The following is a 25135-nucleotide window of genomic DNA, read 5'->3' as shown; positions in this document are numbered from 1 at the left end:
TAATAACACATCCTATAATTATTATAGCATCATAGATCTCCTTTTTACAAAGTTGTGTTGCTGCATATACTAATTCCACAGAACCGGGAACAAATACTGAATCTATTTGAGATTCTTTTGCTCCTAAATCCAGTAAAGTATCAATAGCGCCTTGGTGTAAATTATAAGTAACTTCAGAATTCCATTCTGAAATAACAATACCGAAACGATAGGCTTCGGCATTGGGTAAATTTTCCTTATTGTAGATAGATAAGTTTGTTGTTGCCATTATTGTTTTCCTGTTGCGTATGTAAGTCTTTCAATATATGCATCTACTTCTCCGGAAGTATCGATATCAGGATATTTATCTTTAATATTTTTGAAAAACTCTAAGGCTTTTTCATTCTGATTTAAAGACATAGCTAATATACCGGCTTTTTTATTAAATTGATAAGCGGTAGCAGCGGTGGAACTTTCATTAGCAGCCTTAGTCATAAAATTTAATGCTTCATCTGTGTTATTTAGCTCTACATAAGTGTCTGCGATTGCTCCGTATTTTACAGCTTTTAAATCTTTGTCTGAAGTATCGAATTTATTAAAATGTTCCAGTGCATTTTGATAATTTCCTTTTTTATATTCAGCAATTCCTGCATATAAATGAGCAAATTTTCCCGTTTTAGTAGAACCGTATTCTTCAGCGATATCTATAAATCCTGAAATACCGCTTGATTTTCCTCCTAATGCTTGATCTGTCTTTCCTTCATTATATAAATTTTCAGCATCAACCATAAGATTAGAAGCTTCAATATTTTTTGGAGTTATAACATAATTATCATAAATTACATAGCCTAAAACAGCGATAATTACTATTCCAAAAAAGATACCAATAGGTTTGGCATACTTTTGTAAAAATTTCTCTCCATCAATGGCGGAAGTATTTAAAGAATCTAAAATTTCTTTAGTTGCGTAATTGTGCTTTCCTGTATGTTTTGACATGAGCCGTAATGTGTTTTTTAGTGCGCTAAAATAGGCAATTATAAATTGAAATGCAAATTTTTAATTTCCCTACACTCTAAGAAGGTTTTGAATTTTTCACGAGATATTTCTTCTGCGCCTAGTTGTTCTAGATAAGAAGAATGAATTTGACAATCAATCAGTTTGTACTGATGGGAATGTTTTTGTACGAAATAGGTAAAACCACATTTAGAAGAATTACTTACTTTTGAAAACATACTTTCGCCGCAGAAAACTATATGTAAATCGATCCCATAAAATCCTCCTACCAAATCATTGTTTTTCCAAACCTCAACGCTTTTTGCTAATCCCAATTCATGTAAAGTACAATAAGCATTAAACATCTCATCGGTTATCCATGTTCCTCTTTGTCCGGGTCTTTTAATAGAGGCACATTGAGAAATTACTTCAGAAAAGCATTGATTTTCCGTAAAATGAAAATATTCCTGATTTAAAATTTTCTGTGTTGATTTAGAAATCTTTAATTTATTCGGATAGAGTACAAACCTAGGATTCGGAGACCACCATTGTATGATTTCATTGGGATTATACCAAGGAAAAATACCGGATTTATAAGCCAGAAGCAACCGTTCAGGAGAAAGGTCTCCACCGATAGCAAGAAGACCACTTTCATCAGCTTTATGAATATCCGGGAATTCTAATTTTTTTGTTAACCAAATCATATTATTAAAAAAGAATTTAATTAAAGCGAATAATATTACAAATTAGTAACTTTAAATTTTGAAGTTATTCAAGTTCTATCTTTAAGCATCTTTTTTATATGCTCCACTTCAGCTTCTAAATCATTAACCTTATCATATATTATAGCAGGATCGGGTAATATAAAAAAAGATACATTTTAACATTTCAAATTTCAATAATCTCTTGGGGGGCTATGTTTAAATTAGGATATTCACGTTGATTATCGCTTTTTAAAAGTAGATTATTATACTTCTTTATTCTATTGATAACTCTTTTTACTACTCCCATCATTGGTAATTATTATATATACTTTATTATCTTTTACATCTCTTTCCCAGTTTCCTAGCCATTCACCAACTACATACGAACCACTTTGTAGTGTAGGATACATAGAATGACCATCAAACTGAAATATGCGAAAAATTATGTAGATTAGGCAAATGAAAACTAGGTAATTCGCTGATAAAAACAGGATCATTACAAGATAAAAGATATACTGTTGCAGCTTTGGTTGGCACTAATACTATGTTGTCATTTTGCAAACTATCTACTGTTACTATTTTAGGTAAATGCTCTGATATGGCAAATTTCTTTATGTCCTTTAAAGGATTATCTTCTACTCCGTCAATTAACCAAGAATAAGAAATATTAAATTCACGTATAATATTTGATATAGTATCTATTGATGGAAATATTTTACCACTCTCCATTTGAGACAAAGGGGACTGTTTAATTCCAATTTTATTGGCAAAATCAATCTGACCAAGCCCTATACTCAATTTCAACTCTTTTATTCTCAATCCTATAGACATGTATTATTAAATAATTTTAATAATTTAATATAGAACAATATTAAATATAAGTATATTTTTATTGTGTTACATATACAAAAGTAATGTAATTATTAAATAACAAGAATATTAAATGATATTAATATGAAAACAAAACAGAAAAAGAAACCCAAATATTTAGGAGTAATGTATCTCAAGCAATCCTCTGATTATATAAACAACAAAGATGATTTTTTAGTTATGACAATCGCATAACTTTTGGAGGAAACTATTATGAAATGAAAGCAATTATTGATTGTTACAAATTAGTTTCAAAAGATCAGAATAGAAGCACTTTTTAATAAATAATACTTTATACAATATAATATTTAACCAACCGGGTGAATTTTCTCTACATACTGACACTTTAGAAAGCAGGTAAAAGATGTACCGCTCATTTATTAATAGATATTGGCAATATATAGTAGAAAATAATACTAACGAGGTGTTAAGTTATGAACAATTAGAATCCTTTTACCCTGATTTTAATGCCGGGTTTAAATACGTAGAAAAGCAAAGAGGTTGTGAGTATGTTGTAAGGAAATTAGAACCTAAAAAACTGCAATTTAAAGGTACGTTACTATTTTCTAACATTACCTCCCCCACATTAGATGAAATATCTAGGGTGTAAAAAATAGTTATAACTGAGATAGATAAACTGAATTCAAGATTTAAGTGTGATATAAGGGATATATCTCTGATTAAAATCCAAGGAGTAAACGGGCAATCTTGGTTTATTGCTTAAGGAAATGAAGCTAGTTGTTACTGTGAAATAGTAGATGCTGATAATGATGGATGGATATATTATTCTACCGTATCGGTAGGAAATATGAATATGAATTTAGGTGAATCTGTCAAATTTTTCAATCCATTCACCAAATACGAAATATTAAACAATGAATGCCCTACATCAGCGACTGAAAGATTTAACAACAACAATTTTCAAGGATATCCAAAATCGTTGAATGGAAAATCTTTTAAATATTTAATTTATGGAGAGTTATTAAAAAAAGAAAATAGAAATTGTATATGCGCTGTAAGAAGTGGAGAGACTCTTGTAGCAGAAAAATACTGAAATAAATGGTAATCTTAAATTTCTTTTAAGATAAAGTAAAAAATATGAATTAAAAAAATGAATATATCGTAAAAATATCATGGAAGGATAATTTAATCCTTTTTTAAATTAGATATATAGTAAGCCTCATTTTTTTTGAGGCTTACTGTAGTTTTTAACGTATGGATGGATGAAATTTTATCCAAAAATTATAATTTTAAATGTAAACTAAAATTCCAAATGTTAAATTAGTACTTTTGTTTGAAATTTTAGTTTACTATTCTGATTAGGTGCTTAAATGCTCCTTTTAATACTACTTTTAAAAAGGTAAATCGTCATCCTCTTCTTCTTGCATAATAGGGTTTGAAGGTGCAGAAGATACATGAGCGGATGGCTGAGCCATAGGATTTTCTTGTCCCATACCGGATACAGGCATTAGTTTTTCAATTCTCCATCCTGTAATACTGTTAAAATATTTAGTTTCACCTTGTGGGTTAACCCATTCACGCCCTCTTATATTAATAGATACTCTTACATCATCGCCTACATTAAAAGAATTAATAATATCTACTCGATCACCCAAAAGTTCAATTAGTATATGTTGAGGGTATTGTTCTTCAGTAGTTACCACCACTTCCCTTTTTCTAAATCCACTATCAAATGTCTGAATATCTGATATTAATTTTATTCTTCCTGCTATTTCCATAACTTCTGTTTTTTGTTTAAAATACAAAAATAAAAAATTATTTTCAGCGAAAAAAGACATTACAGAGTTTTGATAAAAGAAAGGGTCTCACTAAAGAGACCCTTGTATATATGATATAAAAAAGATATTTTTTATTTTATCTTTTGATCCATTAATTGCATAAATTGATCTAATTTCGGAAGAATTACAATTTCAGTTCTTCTATTAACAGCTTTATTTTCAGGGTTTGTATTAGGAACTTTTGGTTGATATTCTCCATGGCCTCCGGCAAGTAACCTTGCAGGATCAACACCGAATTTAGATTGTAAAAGCTTAACCACTGAAGTTGCTCTCATAGCGCTTAAATCCCAATTATCTCTTATGCAGCCAGCAGTTGAGCTTCTGAATTGGTCATTGTCAGTATATCCTTGAACTTGTACATCATAATCCTTATAGTCATTAATGATTTTAGCTACTTTTTCTAATACGTTTTCTGCCGTAGGAAGTACATCATAGCTTCCGGATTTATATAACATTTTGTCAGATAAGGAGATGAATACAACGCCTTTTTGTACCTGAACATCTACATCACTATCGTTTAAGTTATCTAAAGATCGTTTTAGTTTATTAGATAAGGCAAGATTTAAAGAATCATTTTTTGCACGTGCTTCTGTCAAACGTTTAATGTATGCGTTAGATGCATTAATTTGTCCGATAAGCTTATCAATATTATCAGTTCCAGCTTTACCTGTAGCCATACAATCAGCTAAATTTTGCTGTAATACATCGTTTTGTTTTCTTATCAAATTCATTTGCTCTTCCAAAGAGTTATTTCTCTCTTTTAATGAAGTAATTGTACGATCTTTATCAACGTTTCTTTCTAAACAAGATTCATAATTAGCTTTTGCCTGTTCAAATTCTTTTCTACTTACACATGACATTGCTAAAAAGCCGATAGAAGATAGCAATGCTAATTTAATAATTTTCATATTCTCTTTATATTTATATATATTTTAGTTAAAATAATTAATCAAAAGTAAGCTATTTAAAGCTTCTCTGACAAATTATAACTGTAAAAATAATAAATTAAATTTAAAAATGGTATAAATATCAGTATAAATATTATTAGCTGTTACAGATTCGAGAGTTACTTAGTAAAAAGTTGTACTTTTGTATTATTAATTACTTATAACAGTATGCTATATTACAGAGATAAAGGTAAAGGCAAAACAATAGTTTTTTTACACGGTTTTTTGGAAAATTCAAGAATGTGGAGATTTTTTCAAAATAAATTATCTAAAAAATATAGAGTGATAGCCATAGATTTACCCGGACATGGAAGGTCTTCTAAAAAAACAAATGAAGTAAATAGAATGGAAGATATGGCTAAAAAGGTAAATAAAGTTTTAGAACATTTGAAAATAGATGAAGTAATTATTAGCGGCCATTCTATGGGAGGGTATGTAGCATTAGCTTTTGCAGAGCAATACAAATATAAGGTGTCCGGATTAGGATTGTTCTATTCAACTACATTACCGGACGATGATATAAAAAAAGAACAACGGTTAAAAGCAGCAGAAGTGGTAGTTAAAAATCCTAAAGAATTTTTTCGCCTATCAATACCTAACTTATTTGCCCCTCAAAATGTACCTAAATTACAATCGGAAATAAAAACCGCTATCAAATGGGCTAAACACGCTTCATTGACAGGAATATCTGCGGCTTTAAAAGGGATGAGACTTCGTAAGGATAGAACAGATGTGGTAAGGGATTTAGGAAAGCCAATTTTCATTATCATTGGAAAATATGATAATGCAATTAAAAATTCCGAATTAATAAAAAAAATGGAAGGCGTTAAAAAACTTTCAATTTATGAATTAGAAACCGGTCATATGGGAGCTCTAGAGGCACCAGAAGAATGTTTAGAAATTTTACAAACTTGGCTAAAACAAAATTATAAGTAATTAAATTATTAGTAATACTTATAATAGGTATGTATTAAAAATAGTATTTATTTGTAATTTTGTATGTATATAAATCTATTTGTTGTAAATATATGATAAAGGTATCTCAAGAAGCTGAAAAAAAAATCATTGAATTAATGAAAGAAAGTGGTTTTGATAATTCTAAAGATTTCGTACGTGTAGGGGTAGTGAGTGGTGGATGTTCTGGGTTATCATACAAGTTAAAATTTGATCATATTCAAAACCCTGAAGATAAATTATTTGAAGATAGAGGAATTAAAATATTGGTGGATAAAAAATCATTCCTTTATCTAGTTGGAACTACATTAGAATATTCAGGGGGCTTGAACGGTAAAGGTTTTATATTTAATAATCCCAATGCCCAAAGGACTTGCGGATGTGGAGAAAGTTTTGCAATATAAAAAATATTAAAAAAACTTTCTCTATAAAGAAGGTTTTTTTAATATTTTCATTTTTATTTAGTCATCACTTCAGCAACCATACTATCCAGTTTTTCTATATAATCTTTATACTTTTGAAATTCTTTAGGATTAGAAGACAATTCTTCAAGAATGGTTTTTCGTATAATAATCCATTTTTGATTTTTTTTAGTAAGTTCAGTTAGCTTATTTATATCTTTTGCTTTGGCAGCATCTATATATTCATCTATATAATCCTTGTATTCAGCCAAATATTTTTGAATTTTAGGATCATCAAACGTAGGAATTTTATGTTTTAAAATTTCGTTGGATTGAACTTTTGAAATTTCATTTTTCTGGTTTTCTTCATGTTGAGAGTCGGGGTCTATTATTTCTTGTATCTCAGAAGCTTTCTTATCATCTTTACAAGATATGAAAGTAAGTAAATTAAAAATCACAAAGGGTAAAACTATTTTCTTCATATAAAAATTTATTTTCGGCTAATGTATAAAAAAAATGATTTAAATATTGCAATAAAGATATAATGCTAATTATCAATTATATATTTATTTCAATAGTAATCTATTAATACATCTTTTAAAAATAAGAAAAAAGGCAATATCGCATTTATAGGAATTATAATACAAATAGTAAAAATTTTTAATATATTTATTTTAGTTAAACATTCAATAAGTTTACATAAAATTTGAAATCTCATTATTTAAAAAATCTATTAATGAGCTTTCGTAATGTATAATAATCTAAGTATTTTTGTACCAAGAACCAACTATGTTTAATTTAATAAGGTAACATGGGTTACCTTTGAATCAAGTAATAATGAGCAAAGCAAAATATACAGAAGAAGAATTACGGTTAGACCTTGAGCAAAAAGACTATGAGTACGGTTGGACCACAGATTTAGAATATGAAGATTTTCCCACAGGATTAAATGAAGAGATAGTTCGAGAAATCTCTAAAAGAAAAAATGAGCCTGAATGGATGTTGGAATGGAGATTAGATTCTTTTAGATTGTGGAAAGAAATGGAAGCCCCTAATTGGCCGAACGTTACATTTAAAGAAACTGATTTCAATAGTATAAAATATTATGCCGCACCCAAAAAGAAAAAAGAATTAAAGAGTTTAGAGGAGGTAGATCCAGAACTAATTAATACTTTTGAGAAATTAGGCATTCCTTTAGAGGAACAAAAAAGATTGACAGGAGTAGCAGTAGATGCTGTGATTGATAGTGTTTCAGTTAAAACCACCTTTTCGGAAACCTTAGCGGAAAAAGGAATTATTTTTTGTTCAATTAGTGAGGCCATTCAAAAACATCCGGATTTAGTAAGAAAATATTTAGGTACAGTAGTTCCAAAAGACGATAACTTTTATTCGGCCTTAAATTCAGCAGTATTTTCTGATGGTTCGTTTTGCTATATTCCTAAAGGAATAAAATGTCCGATGGAATTATCTACCTATTTTAGAATTAACCAATCAGGAACAGGTCAATTTGAAAGGACTCTTTTAATCGCAGATGAAGGAAGTTATGTTTCCTATTTGGAAGGATGTACGGCACCACAAAGAGACGAAAATCAATTACATGCAGCCGTGGTCGAGCTCATCGCATTAGAAGGAGCAGAAATAAAATATTCAACAGTTCAAAATTGGTTTCCTGGAGATAAAGAAGGAAAAGGAGGGGTCTATAATTTTGTGACTAAAAGGGCCCTTTGTGAAAGGAATGCTAAAGCATCTTGGACACAAGTAGAAACAGGCTCTGCAGTAACATGGAAATATCCTTCCTGTATCTTAAAAGGAGATAACTCTATTGGTGAATTTTATTCTATAGCAGTAACCAATAACTTTCAGCAGGCGGATACCGGAACAAAAATGATTCATATTGGAAAAAATACACGATCCACAATAATTTCTAAAGGAATATCTGCAGGAAAATCACAAAATAGCTATAGAGGATTAGTAAAAATTTTACCTCAAGCAGATAATGCAAGAAATTTCTCCCAATGTGATTCTCTACTCATGGGAAATAATTGTGGAGCCCATACATTTCCATATATAGAAATTAAAAATAAAACCGCGCAGATGGAGCATGAAGCAACCACTTCTAAAATAGGTGAAGATCAGATTTTTTATTGCAATCAACGAGGAATCGATACAGAAACAGCGATTGCATTAATTGTAAACGGCTTTAGTAGAGAAGTGTTAGATAAACTTCCCATGGAATTTGCAGTAGAAGCAAAGAAATTACTAGAAATTTCATTAGAAGGAAGCGTAGGATGATTTATTTGTTCAGGAAAAAACTTTCTATCAAATAGGAAGTTTTTTTATTTTTTTAAGAATTATTTCTGCTAATTTTAAAAATTAATTTTATACGTACCGGTTACAGATCTAGTACCGGAGTTACCTTTAACATATTGTTTAATCCACTTTATTCCTGTATTAAGCAAACAAGTATTATTTATTCCCGACTTTCGACTTACGGAAATAACATTTCCGTTTTTATCAAGAGTATAAGAGAAGATAATAGTTCCTGAACCAGCACAATTATGCTCGGGAACCTTACCCCCTCTTCCCATAGTTCCGGGGATAAAACTAATTAATTTTCTCCCATTGCCAATACCTTCGCCGCCATTTCCATTTCCTCCGGTTTCAACTCCTTGATTCTGTCCAGGCCTTCCTCCCGTTCCTTCGCCGGTTGAAGAAGTACTAGTTCCTTTTCCTTTAATTAGATTTCCAAGAGCAGCATTTCCTTTGGGATTACCACCTACTGTAGAATTTTCTGTTCCCACTCCGGCAACAGTATTAGTTTTGGACTTTTTGATAGGTAAATTATTGGTATTTTTAGAAGAGTTTTTGGTTTTACTATTTTTTTTAGTTTCAGTTTTTTTTACAGGTTCAGGTATATTTTCCTTGGAATCGTTTTGATGGGCAAGAATAGTTTTATTTTCTTCTTGCATTAAATCATTCGTAGATATATTATTTTCTGAATTTTCAGCTCTTGCATTATTCCCTTCTCCACGTAAAACTTCCTGGTCAGCCGGTTCTTCTTCTCCAAGCCCTACTTCATCGGTCCCAAAATTAGCACCCAAATCATCTATATCGAAGTTAATATCTATATAAACCGGTGGAGTAACTGTTATAAATACGGTTTTATAAGTTAAAATAAATAATAATAAAGCTCCCGAAATTAAAATGGTAAGAGTACCACTAATTAACTTTTGCTTTTTATTATCATAATATTTAATTCTATAACTTTCACTCATAACCTATTTATCGTCTGAAATGTGCGGGTTTGTGGCAATTAAAACCTTATACTTATTTCTGTTTGCTATATCCATCAAAAAAACAACATCTTTATGTAAAGCCTCTTCATCCGCCGCAATGACGAATGTTGGAGAGGAATTAGTACTAAATAAGGTTTTTAAAGTAGTCTCAATTTCGTTTTTAGCTATCTCTTTTTTATTTAAAAAGTATTTTCCATCCATAGATACCCCAATATAAACTCTTTCAGTAGGCATTTCCTGCCCTTTTGCATTAGGCAATTTTATATTTAAAGCAGATTGGTTTGCCGATGCGGTAAGCATAAAAAAAGTAAGTAATAAAAATATTACATCAGTGATGGAGGCCATACTGAATTCCGGAGAAACTCTATTTCTACTTCGTAATTTCATAAATTAATGAGTAACGGGTTTATTTAAAATGTCCAGAAAATCAATAACAGTAAGTTGTAAAGAATATACGCTTCGATCAATACGAATAACCAAGATGTTATAAAATAAATAGGCTAATAAACCGACAATTAATCCAGCTGCAGTATTTGCCATTGCTGAATAAATACCTCCTGCTAACATTTGAGCACTTGCCTGATCTTGAGCACTGGTAGCAAAAAAAGCAATGATCATCCCGATTACCGTACCTAGAAAACCTAACATAGGAGCAGCACCTGAAATAGTTCCTAATACACCCACGTTTTTTTCTAGTTCAAAAATTTCTAATTGAGCAGTGTTTTCAATAGCATCACTGATATCACGGGTGGGTTTACCGATTCTCATCAGTCCTTTATAAAGAATTCTTCCTTCAGGGGTACGGGTTCTCTTACAAAGATCCAAAGCAGCGTTAATATTTCCTTGATGAATAAGATCTTTAATATCGTTTAATATAGAAGAATTTTTATTTGAAAATCTTTTTATAGTTAAAAACGTTCAAAAAAAATGTAAAGGGAAAACATAAATAATAAAAATAGACAAATCATTACAAATATGCCGATAGGTCCTCCGTGCGTTAACATTTCTAAGAGAGAAAATTGTTTTTCACTAATTTCTTCACCTTGTGCAAGTACCTTTTGTACGGTTTTTAAAGAATCGTTCATATAAATCCTTTTTTGTATAAGAGTTTTTTAAAATATTTGTGCAAAGGTAGGAATTATTGTTAGTCTTTTATTAAATATAATCATATAAGATTAGAAGTAAAATAGTAACTTCGTGTTATTAATTCTTAAAAAGAATGAAAGATACTAATTTTAGTAAAGAAAAAGGAATTATTACTATTATTCAGGATAATAAAACAGGTAAAGTTTTAGCATCAGGAATAAGTACTGATACTTTAATTAAGAAATCACAATTAGAAAGAAAGATTTATTTAAATGATGTATCCTACGATGATTTATATATTTGGGAAGAATGCTTTTGGAATAAAGATAAATCGGTCATATTAATAAAAGTAAAAGCCAATAAAGATTCGGAAAAATATATAATAACCACGGATTTTGCTGAAGAAAATAAAAATTCATATTCCTATTTAAGTTCTTTAGAGAAAAAGATAGGGAAAAGCATTAAAGGAGAAAAGCAGAACACTCATATTACAACAGTTTTAAAAAAAGGAAAGTCAAAAATTGCCCAAAAATTTGGAGAAGAAGCAGTTGAGCTTGTAATAGAAGCAGCCAGAGAAAACGATAAATTATTTAAAGATGAAGCAGCAGATGTATTTTATTATTATTTAATATTGTTACAAGAAAGAGGATTTCTATTGGATGATATTTTAAAGCAATTAAAATTACAAAAGAGGAAAATTTAATAAGGATATTTTTAAAAACTTAAACAACTGCCTCCTTAATTTGCTCAATCTCAATTCCAGCCTCTTTTAAAAAGTCAATTCCACTTGTATCCGAATATTCATTAATATAAACTACACGTGTAATACCGGCTTGATGAATAAGTTTACTACATTCTCGACAAGGGGATAAAGTAACATACAATGTTGCACCTATACACGATTGGGTAGAAGCGGCAACCTTAAGGATAGCATTAGCTTCTGCATGAAGAACATACCATTTAGTAAACCCATTGTCATCTTCACATACATTTTCAAATCCCGTTGGAGTTCCATTATATCCATCCGAAATAATCATACGGTCCTTTACAATTAATGCACCTACTTTTTTTCTTTCACAATATGATAACTTGCCCCATTCCAGAGCCATGCGCAAATAGGCTATATCGTATTTCGTTTTCATGAGATGAAATTACATTTTTTTACTAAAATGTTTTACAAAATATTTATACTTTTTAAAATTTAGCTACTATTATAAAAGAGAAATATTATCCTTAAATAATTTTTTTTATAAATAATAAAAATTATTTGGAATAATTATTGTCATAAATGAAAGATAAAATATCTCAAAATTAAATAATAGTATAATTAACACCGAAAAAATTTTGTTATGGAAAATCTAATAGATTCATTAAAGAAAATAATTACCCCCGATGCTGTTTCTGGCATATCTTCAGAATTAGGTGAAGATATAGGAAAAGTAACTTCAGCCATAAGAACAGCAGTTTCCAGCTTATTCGGAGCAGTTCTAGAAAAAGGAGATGATAACAAATTAGAAAATATATTAAAACAAGCAGGAAATATCCCTTCCCTAATTAATGTAAAAGGATTATTTTCGGGAAAAATGGATTCTGAAACGCAAAACATAAGTTCAGGCTTTTTGCATACTCTTTTTGGAGATAAATTAGGAAACTTTTCTTCCTTGATTTCTTCTTCATCCGGCTTAAAGAATGAAAGCACCAGTAAGCTTATGGGTGTACTATCTCCATTGGTTGCTGGATTTTTAGGGCAGAAATTAATTTCAGGAGGAAATTTTAAAGGATTATTAGGACAGATAAATTCAGAAAAAAATGGCTTTTTATCATCTATACCGTCAGGCTTAGCCGGAATATTGGGAGTGTCTTCCATTTCCAATCTAGGAGATTCATTTTTTAATAAAGTTACTACTCAGACAAAAGAAACTGCTGAAAAAGTTAAAGATAAAGTAGAAGATACTTATCACGAATATAAAGATAAGATGGAAAAACATTCCGGAGGCGGTTGGTTAAAATGGCTTATAATATTTTTACTTGCAGGTATATTAATAATATGGTTATTCTCTAAAAATGGATGCTCTAAAGGAAAAGGAACCGCAACTCCAGTGAATGATTCTATACAGAAAGTAGAACCTAAAAAGACTGGCCAGGATACATTAGCAGAAACTAGTACGGATAATCTCGACAACACAACAGATCAAAAGATAAAAGAATTATTACCCATCACATTACCTAGTGGAGCAGTTATTAATGCATTTCCGGGAGGAACAGAAGATAAAATGGTAAATTTTTTAAAATCCGATGAATATAAAAATGCATCTAATGAAGATTTAAAAAATAAGTGGTTTGACTTTGATGGAATCAATTTTGAATTCGGAAGTGGAACGCAATTAACTCCGGAATCTGAAACTCAAGCAAAAAATATTGGAATTATACTTAAAGAATTTCCTAATGTTAAAATAAAAATTGGTGCTTATACAGATAAAAAAGGAAATGATCAAGATAATTTAAAATTATCACAACAAAGAGCAAATACGGTAAGAGATATTTTTGTTAAAAATGGTTATGGAGATAGAGTAGATGGAGCAGAAGGATATGGGTCTAAATTTGCAAAAGTAGATGCAAATGCTTCTGATAAAGAAAGAGCTAAAGATAGAAGAATTTCTTTGCGTTTTGAAAAATAAAATTTTGATGAGAATGTAATATAGCAAATGAATCAAAACTTCAATTAAGATAAAAACCTTAAAAACTCTCAACAAGGCTCATTCTTTATTTTAAAGAGTGGGCTTTTTTATTTCATACTGAATCATAAGATTGTTATTAAGAATATTATAATTTCCTACAATGATATAAGTGAAAATAATGAAACTTTGGGGAATGATAAGCAAAGAGCATCAAATACTCTTAATTTATGAAAATTAAAAAAAATATAAAAACATAATTTAGTTTTTGGATAATAAAAAGATAATTATTATTTTTGTTGAATTAATCAGGAAAAGTGAAAACAATATTTTTTAATAATAGATCTTGGTGGTGCTCTCAGCTTCGATAGCCGTGGGCATTAAAGGTATATTATTTTAAATAAACTATTAAAAATAAAGAAAAACCTACCGTGTTCGCGGTAGGTTTTTTTGTTTTTTAAATATTTAATTACTAAAATGAAAAAAAAGATGCATACGTATAATGTTGATCAAGAAGGTTATTATGGGGAATTTGGAGGAGCCTATATTCCGGAAATTCTTTATCAAAATGTAGAGTTGTTAAAAAACAGCTACCTAAAAGTTTTAGAAGATCCTAAATTTCAAAAAGAATATCATGATTTACTAAGAGATTATGTGGGTAGACCCTCTCCTTTATATCTAACAAAAAGGTTGTCTCAAAAATATGGATGTAAAATTTACCTCAAAAGAGAAGATTTAAACCATACGGGAGCTCATAAAATTAATAATACAATCGGGCAAATACTTTTGGCGCGAAGAATGGGTAAAACTCGTATAATTGCCGAAACCGGAGCAGGTCAACATGGAGTTGCCACTGCCACCGTATGTGCCTTAATGAATATGCAATGCTTTATTTACATGGGAAAAGTAGATGTTGAAAGACAAAAATTGAATGTAGAGAAAATGCAAATGCTCGGCGCACAAGTTATTCCAGTTACTAGCGGAAATATGACATTAAAAGATGCTACTAACGAGGCAATTCGAGATTGGTGCTCTAATCCCTCCAATACTTATTATATCATCGGTTCAACTGTAGGTCCTCATCCGTATCCTGATATGGTAGCTCGATTACAGTCTGTAATCAGTGAAGAAATTCGAAAACAACTATTAGAAAAAGAAAACAGGAAAAATCCCGATTATTTAATAGCTTGTGTAGGTGGAGGAAGTAATGCTGCCGGAACAATCTATCATTTTTTAAATGAACCATCCGTATCAATTGTATTGGCAGAAGCAGCAGGAAAAGGACTAAACTCCGGAGAATCTGCTGCTACTATACATTTGGGAAAATTAGGTATAATTCATGGAAGCAAAACATTGCTAATGCAATCAGAAGATGGGCAAATAGAAGAACCATATTCCATATCGGCAGGATTGGATTATCCGGGAATAGGTCCTCTACATGCATATCTAGCTAAGACCGGACGATCAGAAGTGTTGGCTATAACTGACGAAGAAGCTATTGAAGCAGCTTTTGAATTAACAAGATTAGAAGGTATTATTCCTGCTATTGAATCAGCACACGCGTTGGGAGTATTGAGTAAAAAGAATTTTAAAGAGGATGATGTGGTTGTCATATGTCTTTCAGGAAGAGGAGATAAAGATATGGATACCTATATAAAAGAACAGAAAAAACGAAACGGATAGAGCATGGAAATACAGGTTAAAACAAAAAAATTATTAGCAGATCTACAAACTCCCGTAGGAATTTATTTAAAAATTCGAGATGCCTTTCCTGAATCAGCGTTATTGGAGAGTTCTGATTTTCATGCTGGAGAAGATAGTTCGTCTTTTATAGCGATGGATCCACTGGCTAAATTTAAAGTTAAAGATCATTTTATCACAACTGAGGTCAATGGGCATGCAATGGAGAAAAAATTAATAAATCCTTTGGAAACAGAATTTGATGATTTTATAAAAAGTTTTCATTTGAAAGGAGAAAATCCAACGAAAATTAATGGATTTTTTGGATACACTTCCTACGATAGTATTCGATATTTTGAGGCTGTTGATCCTGAAAATAATAAATATGAAAATGCAAATATACCGGAACTGTATTATATATTTTACCGATTTATCTTAGTAATCAACCATTTAAAGAACGAATTGGTTATAGTCGAAAATATACCTGAAGGAGAAAATTCCACAATTCATACTCTTGAAGCCTTATTACAAAATAATAATTTTGCTTCTTACAATTTTAAAACAAAAGGGAACGAGATAAGTTTTATCACAGATGAAGAATATAAAGAATATGTAAAAAAAGGGATTGCACATTGCAAAAGAGGCGATGTGTTTCAAATAGTACCTTCCCGTTGCTATTCACAAACATTTACAGGAGACGATTTTAAAGTATATAGAGCTTTGCGCTCCATTAACCCTTCGCCTTATCTTTTTTATTTTGATTTTGGCTCTTATCGTATTTTCGGTTCTTCACCTGAAACCCATTGTAAAATCAATAAAGGACATGCATATATAGATCCTATAGCGGGGACTTATAAAAGAACAGGCAACGATGAAAAAGATAGAGAATTATCGGAAAGGCTTCTACAAGATGAAAAAGAAAATGCTGAACATGTAATGTTAGTAGACTTGGCACGCAATGATTTGAGTAGAAATTGCCATGAGGTAAAATTAGATTTTTATAAACGTGTCCAATATTTTTCACACGTTATTCATTTAGTATCAAGGGTAAGCGGAATAGTTGATAAAGATAAGAACAGTATATCCGTATTTGCCGATACGTTTCCCGCAGGGACCTTATCAGGAGCACCAAAGGTAAGAGCTATGCAGCTTTTGCGTGATATTGAAAAACATATGAGAGGAATTTATGGAGGATGTATCGGATATATTGGTTTAGAAGGAGATTTAAATCAGGCAATCACCATACGATCATTTTTGAGCAAAAACAATATTTTGTATTATCAAGCTGGCGCCGGGGTAGTATCCAAATCAAATCCTGAAGAGGAGCTAAAAGAAGCGAACAACAAATTAAAAGCATTAAAAAAGGCTATCAATTTAGCGGAAGAGTTAAAAAATTAAAAAATATGAAAGCATTACTTATCATTGATATCCAAAATGATTACTTTGAAGGAGGGAAAAATACTTTAAAAAATTCTTTAGAAGCAAGTGAACGAGCTAAAAAAATATTAGAAAAATTTAGAAATGAAAAGCTACCGGTAATTCATATTCAACATGTTTCTTCAAGACCGAATGCAACCTTTTTCCTTCCCAATACTCAAGGAGTTAAAATACATCCGAATGTTCAACCCCTGGAAGGCGAAGCAATCATAACAAAAAATGTTCCTAATAGTTTTATCAATACGGATCTTCAAGACACATTAAAAAAACTCAAAGTCGATGAATTAATCATTTGCGGAATGATGACCCATATGTGTGTAGATGCAACGACAAGAGCAGCAAAAGACTTTGGCTATACTTGTATCTTAATAGGAGATGCCTGTGCTACATGCGATCTTGAAATTAATGGAGAGAAAATACAAGCTAAAGAAGTGCAAAATTCGTTTTTAGCAGCTTTAAGCTATTATTATGCAACTGTAATCACAGCTAAAGAATTTGTAATTTAAATAGTAAAAAAGTGAAGATACTTGTTTTTGATAATTATGATTCTTTTACCTATAATTTAGTTCACCTGATAAAGGAATTAAACTATGAAGATGTAGACGTTTTTAGAAATAATCAGATTCAGTTATCCGATATCTCAAAATATGATAAAATAATTTTATCTCCGGGCCCGGGAATTCCTTCTGAATCAGGACTATTACTTTCTTTAATTGAACACTATGCTCCCACTAAATCAATATTAGGGGTATGTTTAGGAGAACAAGCTATTGGAGAGGCTTTTGATGCAGAATTATCCAATTTGCAAGATGTATATCATGGGGTAGCTACCCAAATAAAAATAATAGAGGACGATTATATATTTAAAGATCTTGGTCCCGAAATAGAGGTAGGAAGATATCATTCTTGGATTGTAAACAGTAACAATTTTCCGGACGATCTTGTTATAACAGCTATAGACGAAGATAAACAAATTATGGCATTGAAGCATAAACAGTACGATGTTCATGGAGTTCAGTTCCATCCGGAATCTATACTAACTCCTAACGGAAAAACCATTATAAAAAATTTTTTAGAAAATTAAGTTGATATGAAACAACTATTAAATAGACTGTTCGAACATCAATATCTTAACAGAGAAGAAGCAAAGGAGGTATTGACCAAAATGGCTGCTGACGAATATAATGAATCACAAATCGCAGCTTTCATCAGTGTATTTCTTATGAGGAATATTAGCATAGATGAGTTTTTTGGCTTTAGAGATGCTCTTATGGATCTATGTGCAGATGTTTCACCATTAGCCAAGTATGATCCTATAGATATTGTTGGTACCGGAGGAGACAATAAAAATACATTTAATATATCGACGCTTTCTTGTTTCGTTGTAGCCGGTGCAGGATATAAAGTGGCAAAACATGGAAATTATGGAGCTACCTCCGTAAGCGGAGCATCCAACGTAATGGAGCAACATGGAGTTCAGTTTACTTCAGATATCGATAAGCTTGAACGTTCTTTAGATGAAACGAATATAGCCTACTTACATGCTCCTTTATTTAACAATGCTATGAAAGTGGTTACACCGGTTAGAAAAGCATTAGGGGTACGAACCTTTTTTAATATGTTAGGTCCTGTAGTCAATCCTATCAAGCCTAAAAGAAATGTATTAGGAGTTTTTAACCTCAAAATGTCTCGCTTATATTATTACTTATATCAAAATACGGATTGTAATTATACTGTTGTACATAGTTTAGACGGGTATGACGAAATATCTTTAACCGATAATTTTAAAGTGGTAACTCAATACGGTGAACATATATATTCTCCGGAAGACATCGGGTTGGAAAAGTGTATACAAATTGAATTAGATGGCGGAAATACACCGGAAGAAGCCTCCAAAATTTTTGATAATGTAATCAGTAATCAGGCTACACGAGCCCAAAAAAATGCAGTAATAGCAAATTCGGCATTTGCTATAAACAATATAAACCCAAGATTATCAATTGAAGAATGTATTAATCAAGCTCGAGAATCATTGGAAAGTGGAAAAACGAAGCAAACTTTTCAGAAATTTCTTGATATTAATAAATAGCAACATAAATTAAAAAACGCGAAAAAGTGAAAAAATTAATTCTTTTGAATTTCATATGGTTCAGCATATTTTCTTATACACAAACTAAAGAAAGAGAAAATAGATTAGTAGGTTCTTGGCAAGGATCGGAAAAAGGAAATCAAGAAGGAGTAGCCAAATATTGGGTACAGCAACGATATAACGATGGAACTTTCCTTCTCTTATTTGTAGCTGTACCTGATGGGGAAGAAGGAAGTGCCGTTGTCGATAAAGGCGAATGGTGGACGGAAGACGGAAAGTTTTATGAGCTACATTATAATACAAAATTTATAGATACCTATTTTTATGAAATTCTTGATGATCAACATGTAAAATTCAGACTTGTTCAATCGAGTAGAGATTTTAATAATTCGGAGTATGAATTTATAGATACTAAGCTCATAGATGGACTTGATTACCACAATTCACGAGATTAATTCACTATATAAAAACACTATTATGCCTACCATATTAGATAAAATTATTGCTTGTAAAAAGAAAGAATTAGAGAATTCAAAGCAGATAGTAACTATAGAAGGCCTTGAAAATAAAATTCAGCATATAAAAAATAGAAATTCATTAAAAAAATCCATACAAAATTCTTCTACCGGTATTATTGCAGAATTTAAACGCAGATCTCCTTCCAAAGACTGGATTTTTAAGGAAGCAAAAGTTAATGAAATTATCCCATTTTATTCTGAAAATGGTGCCAGTGCTATTTCAGTGCTTACAGATCTAGATTTTTTCGGCGGAACTTTACAAGATTTGGAATTTGCAGAAAAATTAACTCAAACGCCACTACTTCGTAAAGATTTTATGATTGATGAATATCAATTATACCAAGCTAAGGCTTATGGAGCTAGCGCAATTTTATTGATTGCTGCTGCTTTAACTGTAGAAAAAACCAAAGAGCTGGCAATGAAAGCAAAAAAATTGGGATTAGAAGTACTCTTGGAATTACATAATGAGAATGAACTGGATTATATTAATGAATGGGTAGATGTGGTAGGAATAAATAACCGTAATTTAAAAACATTTGTTACGGATGTACAAGTTTCTTTCGAATTGAGTGAGAAAATACCTTTAGAATTTTTAAAAATTTCTGAAAGTGGTATTTCTTCTACACAAACAGTAAAAGAACTAATGCAAGTCGGATATAAAGGTTTTTTAATGGGGGAAAATTTTATGAAAACTGAAGATCCCGGTAAAGCATTAAAAAAATTTATAAGCGAACTCAAATAATATAACTTTAAATAAATGAAAGTTAAAGTTTGCGGGATGAAACATCCTGATAATATAGAAAATTTGTCGTTATTGCCTGTGGATTATATGGGATTTATATTTTACCCTAAATCTTTACGATATGTTGGAGAATTATCTCCTAAATTAATACATTCAAGTACTACTCATATGATGAAAGTAGGAGTCTTTGTAAATGAGAATCAAGAGAACCTTTTCAATATTGTCGAAAAATATGATCTTAATGCAATTCAACTTCATGGAAATGAAACCCAAATGTATTGCAAAAATATTGTAAAAAATTTTCCGAAAATCAACGTAATTAAAGCTTTTAGTATACTAGGGGTTAATGATTTAAATCTAACAAAAGAATACGAAGAGTTCTGTGATTTCTTTCTTTTTGATACTAAAAGTCAGCAATATGGTGGTACAGGAAAAAAGTTTGATTGGTCAATATTAAATTCCTATAAAGGAGAAAAGCGTTTTTTTCTAAGTGGAGGAATTTCAATAGAAGATGTAGAAAAAATTAAAGAAATACAACACCCTAAATTATACGGTCTCGATATAAATAGCAATTTTGAAATAGAGCCCGGTAGAAAAGATATAGAATTAGTTAAGCAATTTATACAGCAAATAAAGTTATGAATAGAATAAAACAATTATTTAATAAAAAGCAAAAAAACATTCTTTCCATTTATTTTACTGCCGGTTATCCGAATCTTAATGATACAGGTAAAATAATAAAAGAACTCGAAAAAAACGGAATTGACTTAATCGAAGTAGGCATACCTTTTTCAGATCCTATGGCAGATGGACCTACCATTCAAGAAAGTGGTACTCAGTCCTTGAAAAACGGAATGAACCTAAAATTACTTTTCGAGCAAATTAAAGAAGTTAGGAAAGAAGCTGAATTACCATTAATAATGATGGGATACCTTAACCCGATTATGCAATACGGATTTGAAAAATTTTGTAAAAAATGTAAAGAAGTAGGAGTAGACGGGGCGATTATTCCCGATTTACCTTTTAATGACTATATTTCTGAATACAAGCCGATTTGTGATGCTTACGATCTAAAAGTTGTAATGCTGGTTACACCCGAAACCTCTGAGGAAAGAATACGTTTGATTGATGAAAATACAGACGGATTTATCTATATGGTTTCGTCTGCATCTACGACAGGAGCACAAAAAAGCTTTGACGATAAAAAGTTGGAATATTTTAAAAAGATAAATTCCATGAAGTTGCGTAATCCTCGTTTAATCGGATTTGGAATATCCAATAAAGAGACATTAGAGGCTGCGCAATCTAATGCCAACGGGGCTATTATAGGGAGTAAATTTATCTCTCTGTTGAAAACTAATGACTCAGTGGAAAAGGCAATTCAAGAGTTAAAGACATCTCTAAAAAGTTGATCAAATTTTAGTTATAAAAAATAGTTGTTAATTTTTCGGTTGTAGCATAAATAACAAATAGGATATTTTTGTATAAAAATTATATGATATGGAATCTTTTCAATTTGTAAAATCAGAATAATTTCTATAAAAGATGATGTATAGGTTCTTATAGTTAAGAAAAAAGCTTAATCTTTTTTTAAATGAAAATTATTATTTGTAAAAACTGATGATTCAAATCCTATTGATTTAAAAATACACAGAAAAATGCTTCCTATGATGAATAGGATATATTGTTTTATAATTAATTATTGATAAAAGATAGTGCGTTTGAAAGAACTTTTATCGTGAAAATATAAATTACAGGGATATTTTGTCGTCCTACTTGTTCTGTTCGAAAACTTAGATTTGAAAATGTAGAATTTTTTTCATCAACCAAATAAACTATTGCTAACAGATGACCGCAAATGTAAAATTTGCCGTCTTGTGGAAAAAAATGGAGAGACATCTCAGTATGTACGTATTTTTATTGGAATTTCTGTAAGATCATATGAATATTAAATTAAAAGGTTATAATTTAAGAAAGAAAGGAATTGATTCTTAATAAAATAAGAAATGGTTTTCGAAAAAAAATCATGGAATAATTTTTCATATGTATCAGAAAATTTATAGGATTAATCAGGCGCTTCAAAATCATAAAGAAGGTGAATTTGTAGTCTATGCTGAATTTGATTCCGGATATGAGTTATTAAGTGGATTTATGGATTCATTAAAAAAATAACAGGAAATTCACCTAAAATGAGAAAAGATAAACAGTTGATAACCCTTACTCGAATAAAAACTTCTCTAGGCACAATGATCGCTTGTGCTTCAGAAAATGGTATTTGTTTATTGGAATTTTCAGATTGTAAAATATTGGAAACAAAACTTAGAATGATTACTCAGGCTTTCAACTCACCCATAATACAAGGAGAAAGTAAATTTTTTAAACCCTTAAAACAACAATTGGATTCTTATTTCAAAGGAAATTTAAAAGAATTTGCAATTCCTCTGGATTGGGTTGGTTCAGATTTTCAAAAAGATGTATGGAAAATACTTCTTCAAATACCTTACGGTAAAACTTCCACCTATGCGATTCAAGCTCAGCAGATGGGCAAACCCTCATCAATTCGAGCTGTGGCTAAAGCTAACGGAATGAATAAAATATCGCTCTTGATACCTTGCCATAGAGTAATAGGTTCCGATGGGTCTTTAACAGGCTATAGCGGAGGGCTTTGGAGAAAGAAAAAGTTACTGGAATTAGAGTCAAGTTTTCCGTTACAATTAAAATTGTTATAAATAATAGATAAACCCTATATCGATAAATGGCTATATATCAATTTTTACATTTAAATTATGGGGCACATAAATCTTTTCAATTATCAATTAATTCAAAATCTAATTGCTTTTTCTCCAGATTGGCTTTGATTACTTTTATGTAAACGGTATCTCCCAGTTGATATTGGTTACCTGTTCTTTGACCGATAATTGAATATGATTTTTCATCATATCGATAATCATCTTCCCGAATATCTCTTATTTTTATCATTCCTTCTGTACCAAATTCCTTAATTTCCACATAAATTCCATATTCGGTAACTCCGGAAATAACTCCTTCAAAAGATTCTCCAATATGTTTTTCCATAAATTTTACCTGCATATATTTAATACTATCTCGTTCTGCATCAGCAGCTAATTTTTCCATATTGCTGCAATGCTTAGCCTGCTCTTCGATGATCTCTTTATTGGCAGAAGGTTTTTTGTCTAGATAATCCTGTAAAAGGCGATGAGCTATAACATCGGGATACCGTCGTATAGGAGAGGTAAAATGACTATAATAATCAAAAGCTAACCCATAATGGCCTACATTCTCAGTTGAATATTTAGCTTTAGACATGGTTCGGATAGCCAATGTTTCAATCATGTTTTCTTCACCTTTTCCTTTTACTTCGGTAAGTAGTTTGTTAATAGATTGATACGTTTTTTTCTTATTAGTAATATTTATGTCGTAACCAAGGGTATTTACAAACTGCTTAAGAGATAATAGCTTTATCGGATCTGGATCTTCATGAATCCTGTAAATAAAAGTTCTATCGGTTGGATTTCCTGTCTTATTGGTGCTCACGAATTCGGATACTTTTTTATTAGCCAAAAGCATAAATTCCTCAATAAGATGATTGCTGTCTTTTCCTATTTTAAAATAAACTCCAACGGGATTTTTATTTTCATCCAAATTAAATTTTACTTCAATTTTATCAAATGATATAGCCCCTTTTTTCATTCTATCTTCCCTTAGAAGTTTAGCTAGATTATTAAGGATATGGATTTCTTCTTCAAAATCCCCCTTCTTTCCTTCAATAATTTCTTGTGCTTCTTCATAGGTAAATCTTCTGTCAGAATGGATTACAGTTCGTCCGAACCATTGCTTTTTTACCATTGCTTTTTCATCCAACTCAAATAGGGCCGAGAAAGTATACTTATCTTCATTAGGGCGTAAGGAACACACATTATTACTTAAAACTTCTGGAAGCATAGGAACTACTCGATCCACTAAATATACAGATGTACTTCTTTCATACGCTTCTTTATCTAGCAAGGTTCCAGGTTTCACATAGTGCGAAACGTCTGCAATATGGATACCTATTTCCCAATTTCCATTATCTAATTTTTCAATGGAAAGAGCATCGTCGAAATCTTTTGCATCCACCGGATCAATGGTAAAGGTGGTTATTGTACGCATATCTCTTCTTTTGGAAATTTCTTCCTCAGAAATTCGAGTATCGAGTTTCTGTGCCTCATTTTCTACGTAATAGGGAAATTCATAAGGTAGTCCATAATCACTTAAAATGGCATGAATTTCAGTCTCATTTTCTCCAGGATCTCCCAATACTTCAATGATCTTACCGGTTGGACTATCTTCTTTATCTTGCCATTCTAGAAGTTCAACTACTACTATTTGGCCATTTTTAGCTCCGTTAAATTTTTCTTTCGGAATGAAAAAATCTGTATGTATTGAAGATTTGTTTACTACAGCAAAACCAAAATTTTTATTTGAAGAATATTCAAATTTTGCAACAAATTTAGTTTTGAAACGCTCAATAATTTCTATAACTTCTCCTTCTGGTTTCCTATTCTTAAATTGGTGTACAATAGCTTTTACTGTATCATTTTGTAATGCTTTTCCTGTTTTTCCTTTAGGAATAAAAATATCCTTTTCAAGTCCTTCAATAATTAGATAAGCATTGCCATTTTGACTGAAATCAATTTTACCTATCACATATTCTTTTTGAGAATTAATTTGATATTTTCCAATTTTGATCTCCAACAGTTGTTTTTCAGATACCAGACTGTGAAGCCCTTGTATTACAAATTCTCTTTGTCTGGGATTTTTATAATCTAATATGGTAGCAATTTGTTTATAATTATATTGTTTATTTGGGTTTTTAATAAAAATATTAAGTATATTTCTTTTTAAATTTCGTAGTTTTTCTTTATGTTTAGAAGAAAATATTTTCTTTTTTTTAGTCATACTATT

General features: G+C 30.7%; 33 protein-coding genes. 18 read left to right on the top strand and 15 right to left on the bottom strand.

The window, feature by feature from the left end:
* From M3Z80_RS01520 to M3Z80_RS01500, 5 genes are all read right to left on the bottom strand, one after another.
* Nucleotides 1–268, bottom strand: a 268-nt coding sequence (locus M3Z80_RS01520) for a 6,7-dimethyl-8-ribityllumazine synthase (RefSeq protein ID WP_293916872.1), incomplete at its 3' end; no start/stop codon positions are given.
* Complete coding sequence (locus M3Z80_RS01515) at nt 268–975, bottom strand: tetratricopeptide repeat protein (RefSeq protein WP_293916870.1); 708 nt, start codon at nt 973–975, stop codon at nt 268–270. The genes M3Z80_RS01515 and M3Z80_RS01520, both read right to left, overlap by 1 nt.
* Nucleotides 976–1013: 38 nt before the next feature.
* Nucleotides 1014–1676 carry a leucyl/phenylalanyl-tRNA--protein transferase gene (aat, locus tag M3Z80_RS01510; protein WP_293916868.1) on the bottom strand — a complete coding sequence of 221 codons (663 nt, stop codon included), beginning with the start codon at nt 1674–1676 and terminating at the stop codon, nt 1014–1016.
* A 278-nt stretch (nt 1677–1954) separates the two neighbouring features.
* Nucleotides 1955–2086, bottom strand: coding sequence for a hypothetical protein (locus M3Z80_RS01505; RefSeq protein WP_293916867.1), 132 nt, complete (start codon nt 2084–2086; stop codon nt 1955–1957).
* Nucleotides 2087–2096: 10 nt separating this feature from the next.
* Nucleotides 2097–2507, bottom strand: a complete 411-nt coding sequence (locus M3Z80_RS01500; RefSeq protein ID WP_293916866.1) for a helix-turn-helix domain-containing protein — start codon at nt 2505–2507, stop codon at nt 2097–2099.
* 403 nt (nt 2508–2910) lie between these two features.
* Between M3Z80_RS01500 and M3Z80_RS01495 the strand changes: the two genes are divergently transcribed.
* Together M3Z80_RS01495 and M3Z80_RS01490 are read left to right on the top strand one after the other, a co-directional pair.
* A complete protein-coding gene (locus tag M3Z80_RS01495) occupies nt 2911–3156 on the top strand; it encodes a hypothetical protein (RefSeq protein WP_293916865.1) in 246 nt (81 codons plus the stop codon).
* Nucleotides 3157–3360: 204 nt separating this feature from the next.
* Nucleotides 3361–3600, top strand: coding sequence for a hypothetical protein (locus M3Z80_RS01490; RefSeq protein WP_293916864.1), 240 nt, complete (start codon nt 3361–3363; stop codon nt 3598–3600).
* 298 nt (nt 3601–3898) lie between these two features.
* Here the strand turns inward: M3Z80_RS01490 and M3Z80_RS01485 are convergent, their stop codons facing one another.
* A complete protein-coding gene (locus M3Z80_RS01485; protein ID WP_293916862.1) occupies nt 3899–4285 on the bottom strand; it encodes a DUF3127 domain-containing protein in 387 nt (128 codons plus the stop codon).
* Between the two features lie 131 nt (nt 4286–4416).
* Nucleotides 4417–5253 (bottom strand): OmpA/MotB family protein, encoded by an 837-nt coding sequence (locus M3Z80_RS01480; RefSeq protein WP_293916860.1) that lies wholly within the window; start codon nt 5251–5253, stop codon nt 4417–4419.
* A 207-nt stretch (nt 5254–5460) separates the two neighbouring features.
* Between M3Z80_RS01480 and M3Z80_RS01475 the strand changes: the two genes are divergently transcribed.
* On the top strand, nt 5461–6228 hold the full coding sequence (locus tag M3Z80_RS01475; RefSeq protein WP_293916858.1) for an alpha/beta fold hydrolase: 768 nt from the start codon (nt 5461–5463) through the stop codon (nt 6226–6228).
* Between the two features lie 92 nt (nt 6229–6320).
* On the top strand, nt 6321–6650 hold the full coding sequence (locus M3Z80_RS01470) for a HesB/IscA family protein (protein WP_293916857.1): 330 nt from the start codon (nt 6321–6323) through the stop codon (nt 6648–6650).
* Nucleotides 6651–6703: 53 nt separating this feature from the next.
* Here the strand turns inward: M3Z80_RS01470 and M3Z80_RS01465 are convergent, their stop codons facing one another.
* Entirely contained in the window at nt 6704–7129 is a 426-nt protein-coding gene (locus M3Z80_RS01465) for a hypothetical protein (RefSeq protein WP_293916854.1), read from the bottom strand.
* Between the two features lie 355 nt (nt 7130–7484).
* On the opposite strand from M3Z80_RS01465, the gene sufB reads away from it, so the two are divergent.
* On the top strand, nt 7485–8939 hold the full coding sequence (gene sufB / locus M3Z80_RS01460) for a Fe-S cluster assembly protein SufB (RefSeq protein WP_293916852.1): 1455 nt from the start codon (nt 7485–7487) through the stop codon (nt 8937–8939).
* 74 nt (nt 8940–9013) lie between these two features.
* Here the strand turns inward: sufB and M3Z80_RS01455 are convergent, their stop codons facing one another.
* The 4 genes from M3Z80_RS01455 to M3Z80_RS09780 all read right to left on the bottom strand — a co-directional run bounded on the left by M3Z80_RS01455 (nt 9014) and on the right by M3Z80_RS09780 (nt 11028).
* Entirely contained in the window at nt 9014–9922 is a 909-nt protein-coding gene (locus M3Z80_RS01455; RefSeq protein WP_293916849.1) for a ferric siderophore ABC transporter substrate-binding protein, read from the bottom strand.
* A 3-nt stretch (nt 9923–9925) separates the two neighbouring features.
* Nucleotides 9926–10330: an ExbD/TolR family protein gene (locus M3Z80_RS01450; protein ID WP_293916846.1), complete on the bottom strand. Its 405-nt coding sequence runs from the start codon at nt 10328–10330 to the stop codon at nt 9926–9928.
* A 3-nt stretch (nt 10331–10333) separates the two neighbouring features.
* Nucleotides 10334–10768 (bottom strand): MotA/TolQ/ExbB proton channel family protein, encoded by a 435-nt coding sequence (locus M3Z80_RS09785; protein ID WP_366519841.1) that lies wholly within the window; start codon nt 10766–10768, stop codon nt 10334–10336.
* A gap of 83 nt (nt 10769–10851) precedes the next feature.
* On the bottom strand, nt 10852–11028 hold the full coding sequence (locus tag M3Z80_RS09780; protein ID WP_366519840.1) for a hypothetical protein: 177 nt from the start codon (nt 11026–11028) through the stop codon (nt 10852–10854).
* 134 nt (nt 11029–11162) lie between these two features.
* Here M3Z80_RS09780 and hisE point away from each other — a divergent pair, with 134 nt between their 5' ends.
* Nucleotides 11163–11732, top strand: a complete 570-nt coding sequence (gene hisE / locus M3Z80_RS01440; protein ID WP_293916844.1) for a phosphoribosyl-ATP diphosphatase — start codon at nt 11163–11165, stop codon at nt 11730–11732.
* A gap of 19 nt (nt 11733–11751) precedes the next feature.
* Here hisE and M3Z80_RS01435 read toward each other — a convergent pair whose 3' ends face one another.
* Entirely contained in the window at nt 11752–12171 is a 420-nt protein-coding gene (locus M3Z80_RS01435; protein ID WP_293916842.1) for a deoxycytidylate deaminase, read from the bottom strand.
* A gap of 207 nt (nt 12172–12378) precedes the next feature.
* Between M3Z80_RS01435 and M3Z80_RS01430 the strand changes: the two genes are divergently transcribed.
* From M3Z80_RS01430 to trpA, 10 genes are all read left to right on the top strand, one after another.
* Nucleotides 12379–13707 carry an OmpA family protein gene (locus tag M3Z80_RS01430; RefSeq protein WP_293916841.1) on the top strand — a complete coding sequence of 443 codons (1329 nt, stop codon included), beginning with the start codon at nt 12379–12381 and terminating at the stop codon, nt 13705–13707.
* Nucleotides 13708–14181: 474 nt separating this feature from the next.
* Nucleotides 14182–15387, top strand: coding sequence for a tryptophan synthase subunit beta (gene trpB / locus M3Z80_RS01425; RefSeq protein ID WP_293916840.1), 1206 nt, complete (start codon nt 14182–14184; stop codon nt 15385–15387).
* 3 nt (nt 15388–15390) lie between these two features.
* The gene (locus M3Z80_RS01420; protein WP_293916839.1) at nt 15391–16782 is read left to right on the top strand and encodes an anthranilate synthase component I family protein; all 1392 of its coding nucleotides are present in this window, start codon (nt 15391–15393) and stop codon (nt 16780–16782) included.
* Between the two features lie 5 nt (nt 16783–16787).
* Nucleotides 16788–17327, top strand: a complete 540-nt coding sequence (locus M3Z80_RS01415) for a cysteine hydrolase family protein (protein ID WP_293916837.1) — start codon at nt 16788–16790, stop codon at nt 17325–17327.
* Nucleotides 17328–17338: 11 nt separating this feature from the next.
* Nucleotides 17339–17905 (top strand): anthranilate synthase component II, encoded by a 567-nt coding sequence (locus M3Z80_RS01410; protein ID WP_293916835.1) that lies wholly within the window; start codon nt 17339–17341, stop codon nt 17903–17905.
* A gap of 6 nt (nt 17906–17911) precedes the next feature.
* On the top strand, nt 17912–18910 hold the full coding sequence (trpD, locus tag M3Z80_RS01405) for an anthranilate phosphoribosyltransferase (RefSeq protein WP_293916833.1): 999 nt from the start codon (nt 17912–17914) through the stop codon (nt 18908–18910).
* Nucleotides 18911–18936: 26 nt separating this feature from the next.
* Nucleotides 18937–19365: a hypothetical protein gene (locus M3Z80_RS01400; RefSeq protein WP_293916832.1), complete on the top strand. Its 429-nt coding sequence runs from the start codon at nt 18937–18939 to the stop codon at nt 19363–19365.
* Between the two features lie 22 nt (nt 19366–19387).
* Nucleotides 19388–20170, top strand: coding sequence for an indole-3-glycerol phosphate synthase TrpC (gene trpC / locus M3Z80_RS01395; protein WP_293916830.1), 783 nt, complete (start codon nt 19388–19390; stop codon nt 20168–20170).
* 15 nt (nt 20171–20185) lie between these two features.
* Nucleotides 20186–20812, top strand: a complete 627-nt coding sequence (locus M3Z80_RS01390; RefSeq protein ID WP_293916828.1) for a phosphoribosylanthranilate isomerase — start codon at nt 20186–20188, stop codon at nt 20810–20812.
* Nucleotides 20809–21582, top strand: a complete 774-nt coding sequence (trpA, locus tag M3Z80_RS01385) for a tryptophan synthase subunit alpha (protein ID WP_293916826.1) — start codon at nt 20809–20811, stop codon at nt 21580–21582. The genes M3Z80_RS01390 and trpA overlap by 4 nt, the downstream gene beginning before the upstream one ends.
* Before the next feature lie 283 nt (nt 21583–21865).
* Here the strand turns inward: trpA and M3Z80_RS09850 are convergent, their stop codons facing one another.
* Entirely contained in the window at nt 21866–22069 is a 204-nt protein-coding gene (locus M3Z80_RS09850) for a hypothetical protein (protein ID WP_293916824.1), read from the bottom strand.
* 144 nt (nt 22070–22213) lie between these two features.
* Here M3Z80_RS09850 and M3Z80_RS01375 point away from each other — a divergent pair, with 144 nt between their 5' ends.
* Nucleotides 22214–22342: a hypothetical protein gene (locus M3Z80_RS01375; RefSeq protein ID WP_293916822.1), complete on the top strand. Its 129-nt coding sequence runs from the start codon at nt 22214–22216 to the stop codon at nt 22340–22342.
* A 17-nt stretch (nt 22343–22359) separates the two neighbouring features.
* Nucleotides 22360–22899, top strand: a complete 540-nt coding sequence (locus M3Z80_RS01370) for a methylated-DNA--[protein]-cysteine S-methyltransferase (RefSeq protein WP_293916820.1) — start codon at nt 22360–22362, stop codon at nt 22897–22899.
* 76 nt (nt 22900–22975) lie between these two features.
* On the opposite strand, the gene rnr is transcribed toward M3Z80_RS01370, so the two are convergent.
* Nucleotides 22976–25129, bottom strand: coding sequence for a ribonuclease R (rnr, locus tag M3Z80_RS01365; RefSeq protein WP_293916818.1), 2154 nt, complete (start codon nt 25127–25129; stop codon nt 22976–22978).
* Between the last annotated feature and the right edge of the window lie 6 nt (nt 25130–25135).

It is taken from the genome of Apibacter sp. (assembly GCF_025291155.1).
Taxonomy (GTDB): domain Bacteria; phylum Bacteroidota; class Bacteroidia; order Flavobacteriales; family Weeksellaceae; genus Apibacter.
The sequence above is the reverse complement of the archived record's forward strand: the minus strand, read 5'-3'. Positions and strand labels throughout refer to the sequence as shown.

What these genes read in the sequence shown, in the direction of transcription:
- trpB (WP_293916840.1), top strand. Translation starts at nt 14,182, where the DNA reads ATGAAAAAAAAGATGCATACGTATAATGTTGATCAAGAAGGTTATTAT.
- M3Z80_RS01455 (WP_293916849.1), bottom strand. Translation starts at nt 9,922, where the DNA reads ATGAGTGAAAGTTATAGAATTAAATATTATGATAATAAAAAGCAAAAG.
- trpA (WP_293916826.1), top strand. Translation starts at nt 20,809, where the DNA reads ATGAATAGAATAAAACAATTATTTAATAAAAAGCAAAAAAACATTCTT.
- M3Z80_RS01450 (WP_293916846.1), bottom strand. Translation starts at nt 10,330, where the DNA reads ATGAAATTACGAAGTAGAAATAGAGTTTCTCCGGAATTCAGTATGGCC.
- aat (WP_293916868.1), bottom strand. Translation starts at nt 1,676, where the DNA reads ATGATTTGGTTAACAAAAAAATTAGAATTCCCGGATATTCATAAAGCT.
- M3Z80_RS01430 (WP_293916841.1), top strand. Translation starts at nt 12,379, where the DNA reads ATGGAAAATCTAATAGATTCATTAAAGAAAATAATTACCCCCGATGCT.
- M3Z80_RS01390 (WP_293916828.1), top strand. Translation starts at nt 20,186, where the DNA reads ATGAAAGTTAAAGTTTGCGGGATGAAACATCCTGATAATATAGAAAAT.
- M3Z80_RS01435 (WP_293916842.1), bottom strand. Translation starts at nt 12,171, where the DNA reads ATGAAAACGAAATACGATATAGCCTATTTGCGCATGGCTCTGGAATGG.
- M3Z80_RS01415 (WP_293916837.1), top strand. Translation starts at nt 16,788, where the DNA reads ATGAAAGCATTACTTATCATTGATATCCAAAATGATTACTTTGAAGGA.
- M3Z80_RS01480 (WP_293916860.1), bottom strand. Translation starts at nt 5,253, where the DNA reads ATGAAAATTATTAAATTAGCATTGCTATCTTCTATCGGCTTTTTAGCA.
- M3Z80_RS09850 (WP_293916824.1), bottom strand. Translation starts at nt 22,069, where the DNA reads ATGTCTCTCCATTTTTTTCCACAAGACGGCAAATTTTACATTTGCGGT.
- rnr (WP_293916818.1), bottom strand. Translation starts at nt 25,129, where the DNA reads ATGACTAAAAAAAAGAAAATATTTTCTTCTAAACATAAAGAAAAACTA.
- M3Z80_RS01495 (WP_293916865.1), top strand. Translation starts at nt 2,911, where the DNA reads ATGTACCGCTCATTTATTAATAGATATTGGCAATATATAGTAGAAAAT.
- M3Z80_RS01375 (WP_293916822.1), top strand. Translation starts at nt 22,214, where the DNA reads ATGTATCAGAAAATTTATAGGATTAATCAGGCGCTTCAAAATCATAAA.
- sufB (WP_293916852.1), top strand. Translation starts at nt 7,485, where the DNA reads ATGAGCAAAGCAAAATATACAGAAGAAGAATTACGGTTAGACCTTGAG.
- M3Z80_RS01505 (WP_293916867.1), bottom strand. Translation starts at nt 2,086, where the DNA reads ATGTATCCTACACTACAAAGTGGTTCGTATGTAGTTGGTGAATGGCTA.
- M3Z80_RS01515 (WP_293916870.1), bottom strand. Translation starts at nt 975, where the DNA reads ATGTCAAAACATACAGGAAAGCACAATTACGCAACTAAAGAAATTTTA.
- M3Z80_RS09780 (WP_366519840.1), bottom strand. Translation starts at nt 11,028, where the DNA reads ATGAACGATTCTTTAAAAACCGTACAAAAGGTACTTGCACAAGGTGAA.
- M3Z80_RS01370 (WP_293916820.1), top strand. Translation starts at nt 22,360, where the DNA reads ATGAGAAAAGATAAACAGTTGATAACCCTTACTCGAATAAAAACTTCT.
- M3Z80_RS01475 (WP_293916858.1), top strand. Translation starts at nt 5,461, where the DNA reads ATGCTATATTACAGAGATAAAGGTAAAGGCAAAACAATAGTTTTTTTA.
- trpD (WP_293916833.1), top strand. Translation starts at nt 17,912, where the DNA reads ATGAAACAACTATTAAATAGACTGTTCGAACATCAATATCTTAACAGA.
- M3Z80_RS01465 (WP_293916854.1), bottom strand. Translation starts at nt 7,129, where the DNA reads ATGAAGAAAATAGTTTTACCCTTTGTGATTTTTAATTTACTTACTTTC.
- M3Z80_RS01490 (WP_293916864.1), top strand. Translation starts at nt 3,361, where the DNA reads ATGAATTTAGGTGAATCTGTCAAATTTTTCAATCCATTCACCAAATAC.
- M3Z80_RS01500 (WP_293916866.1), bottom strand. Translation starts at nt 2,507, where the DNA reads ATGTCTATAGGATTGAGAATAAAAGAGTTGAAATTGAGTATAGGGCTT.
- hisE (WP_293916844.1), top strand. Translation starts at nt 11,163, where the DNA reads ATGAAAGATACTAATTTTAGTAAAGAAAAAGGAATTATTACTATTATT.
- M3Z80_RS01420 (WP_293916839.1), top strand. Translation starts at nt 15,391, where the DNA reads ATGGAAATACAGGTTAAAACAAAAAAATTATTAGCAGATCTACAAACT.
- M3Z80_RS01485 (WP_293916862.1), bottom strand. Translation starts at nt 4,285, where the DNA reads ATGGAAATAGCAGGAAGAATAAAATTAATATCAGATATTCAGACATTT.
- trpC (WP_293916830.1), top strand. Translation starts at nt 19,388, where the DNA reads ATGCCTACCATATTAGATAAAATTATTGCTTGTAAAAAGAAAGAATTA.
- M3Z80_RS01470 (WP_293916857.1), top strand. Translation starts at nt 6,321, where the DNA reads ATGATAAAGGTATCTCAAGAAGCTGAAAAAAAAATCATTGAATTAATG.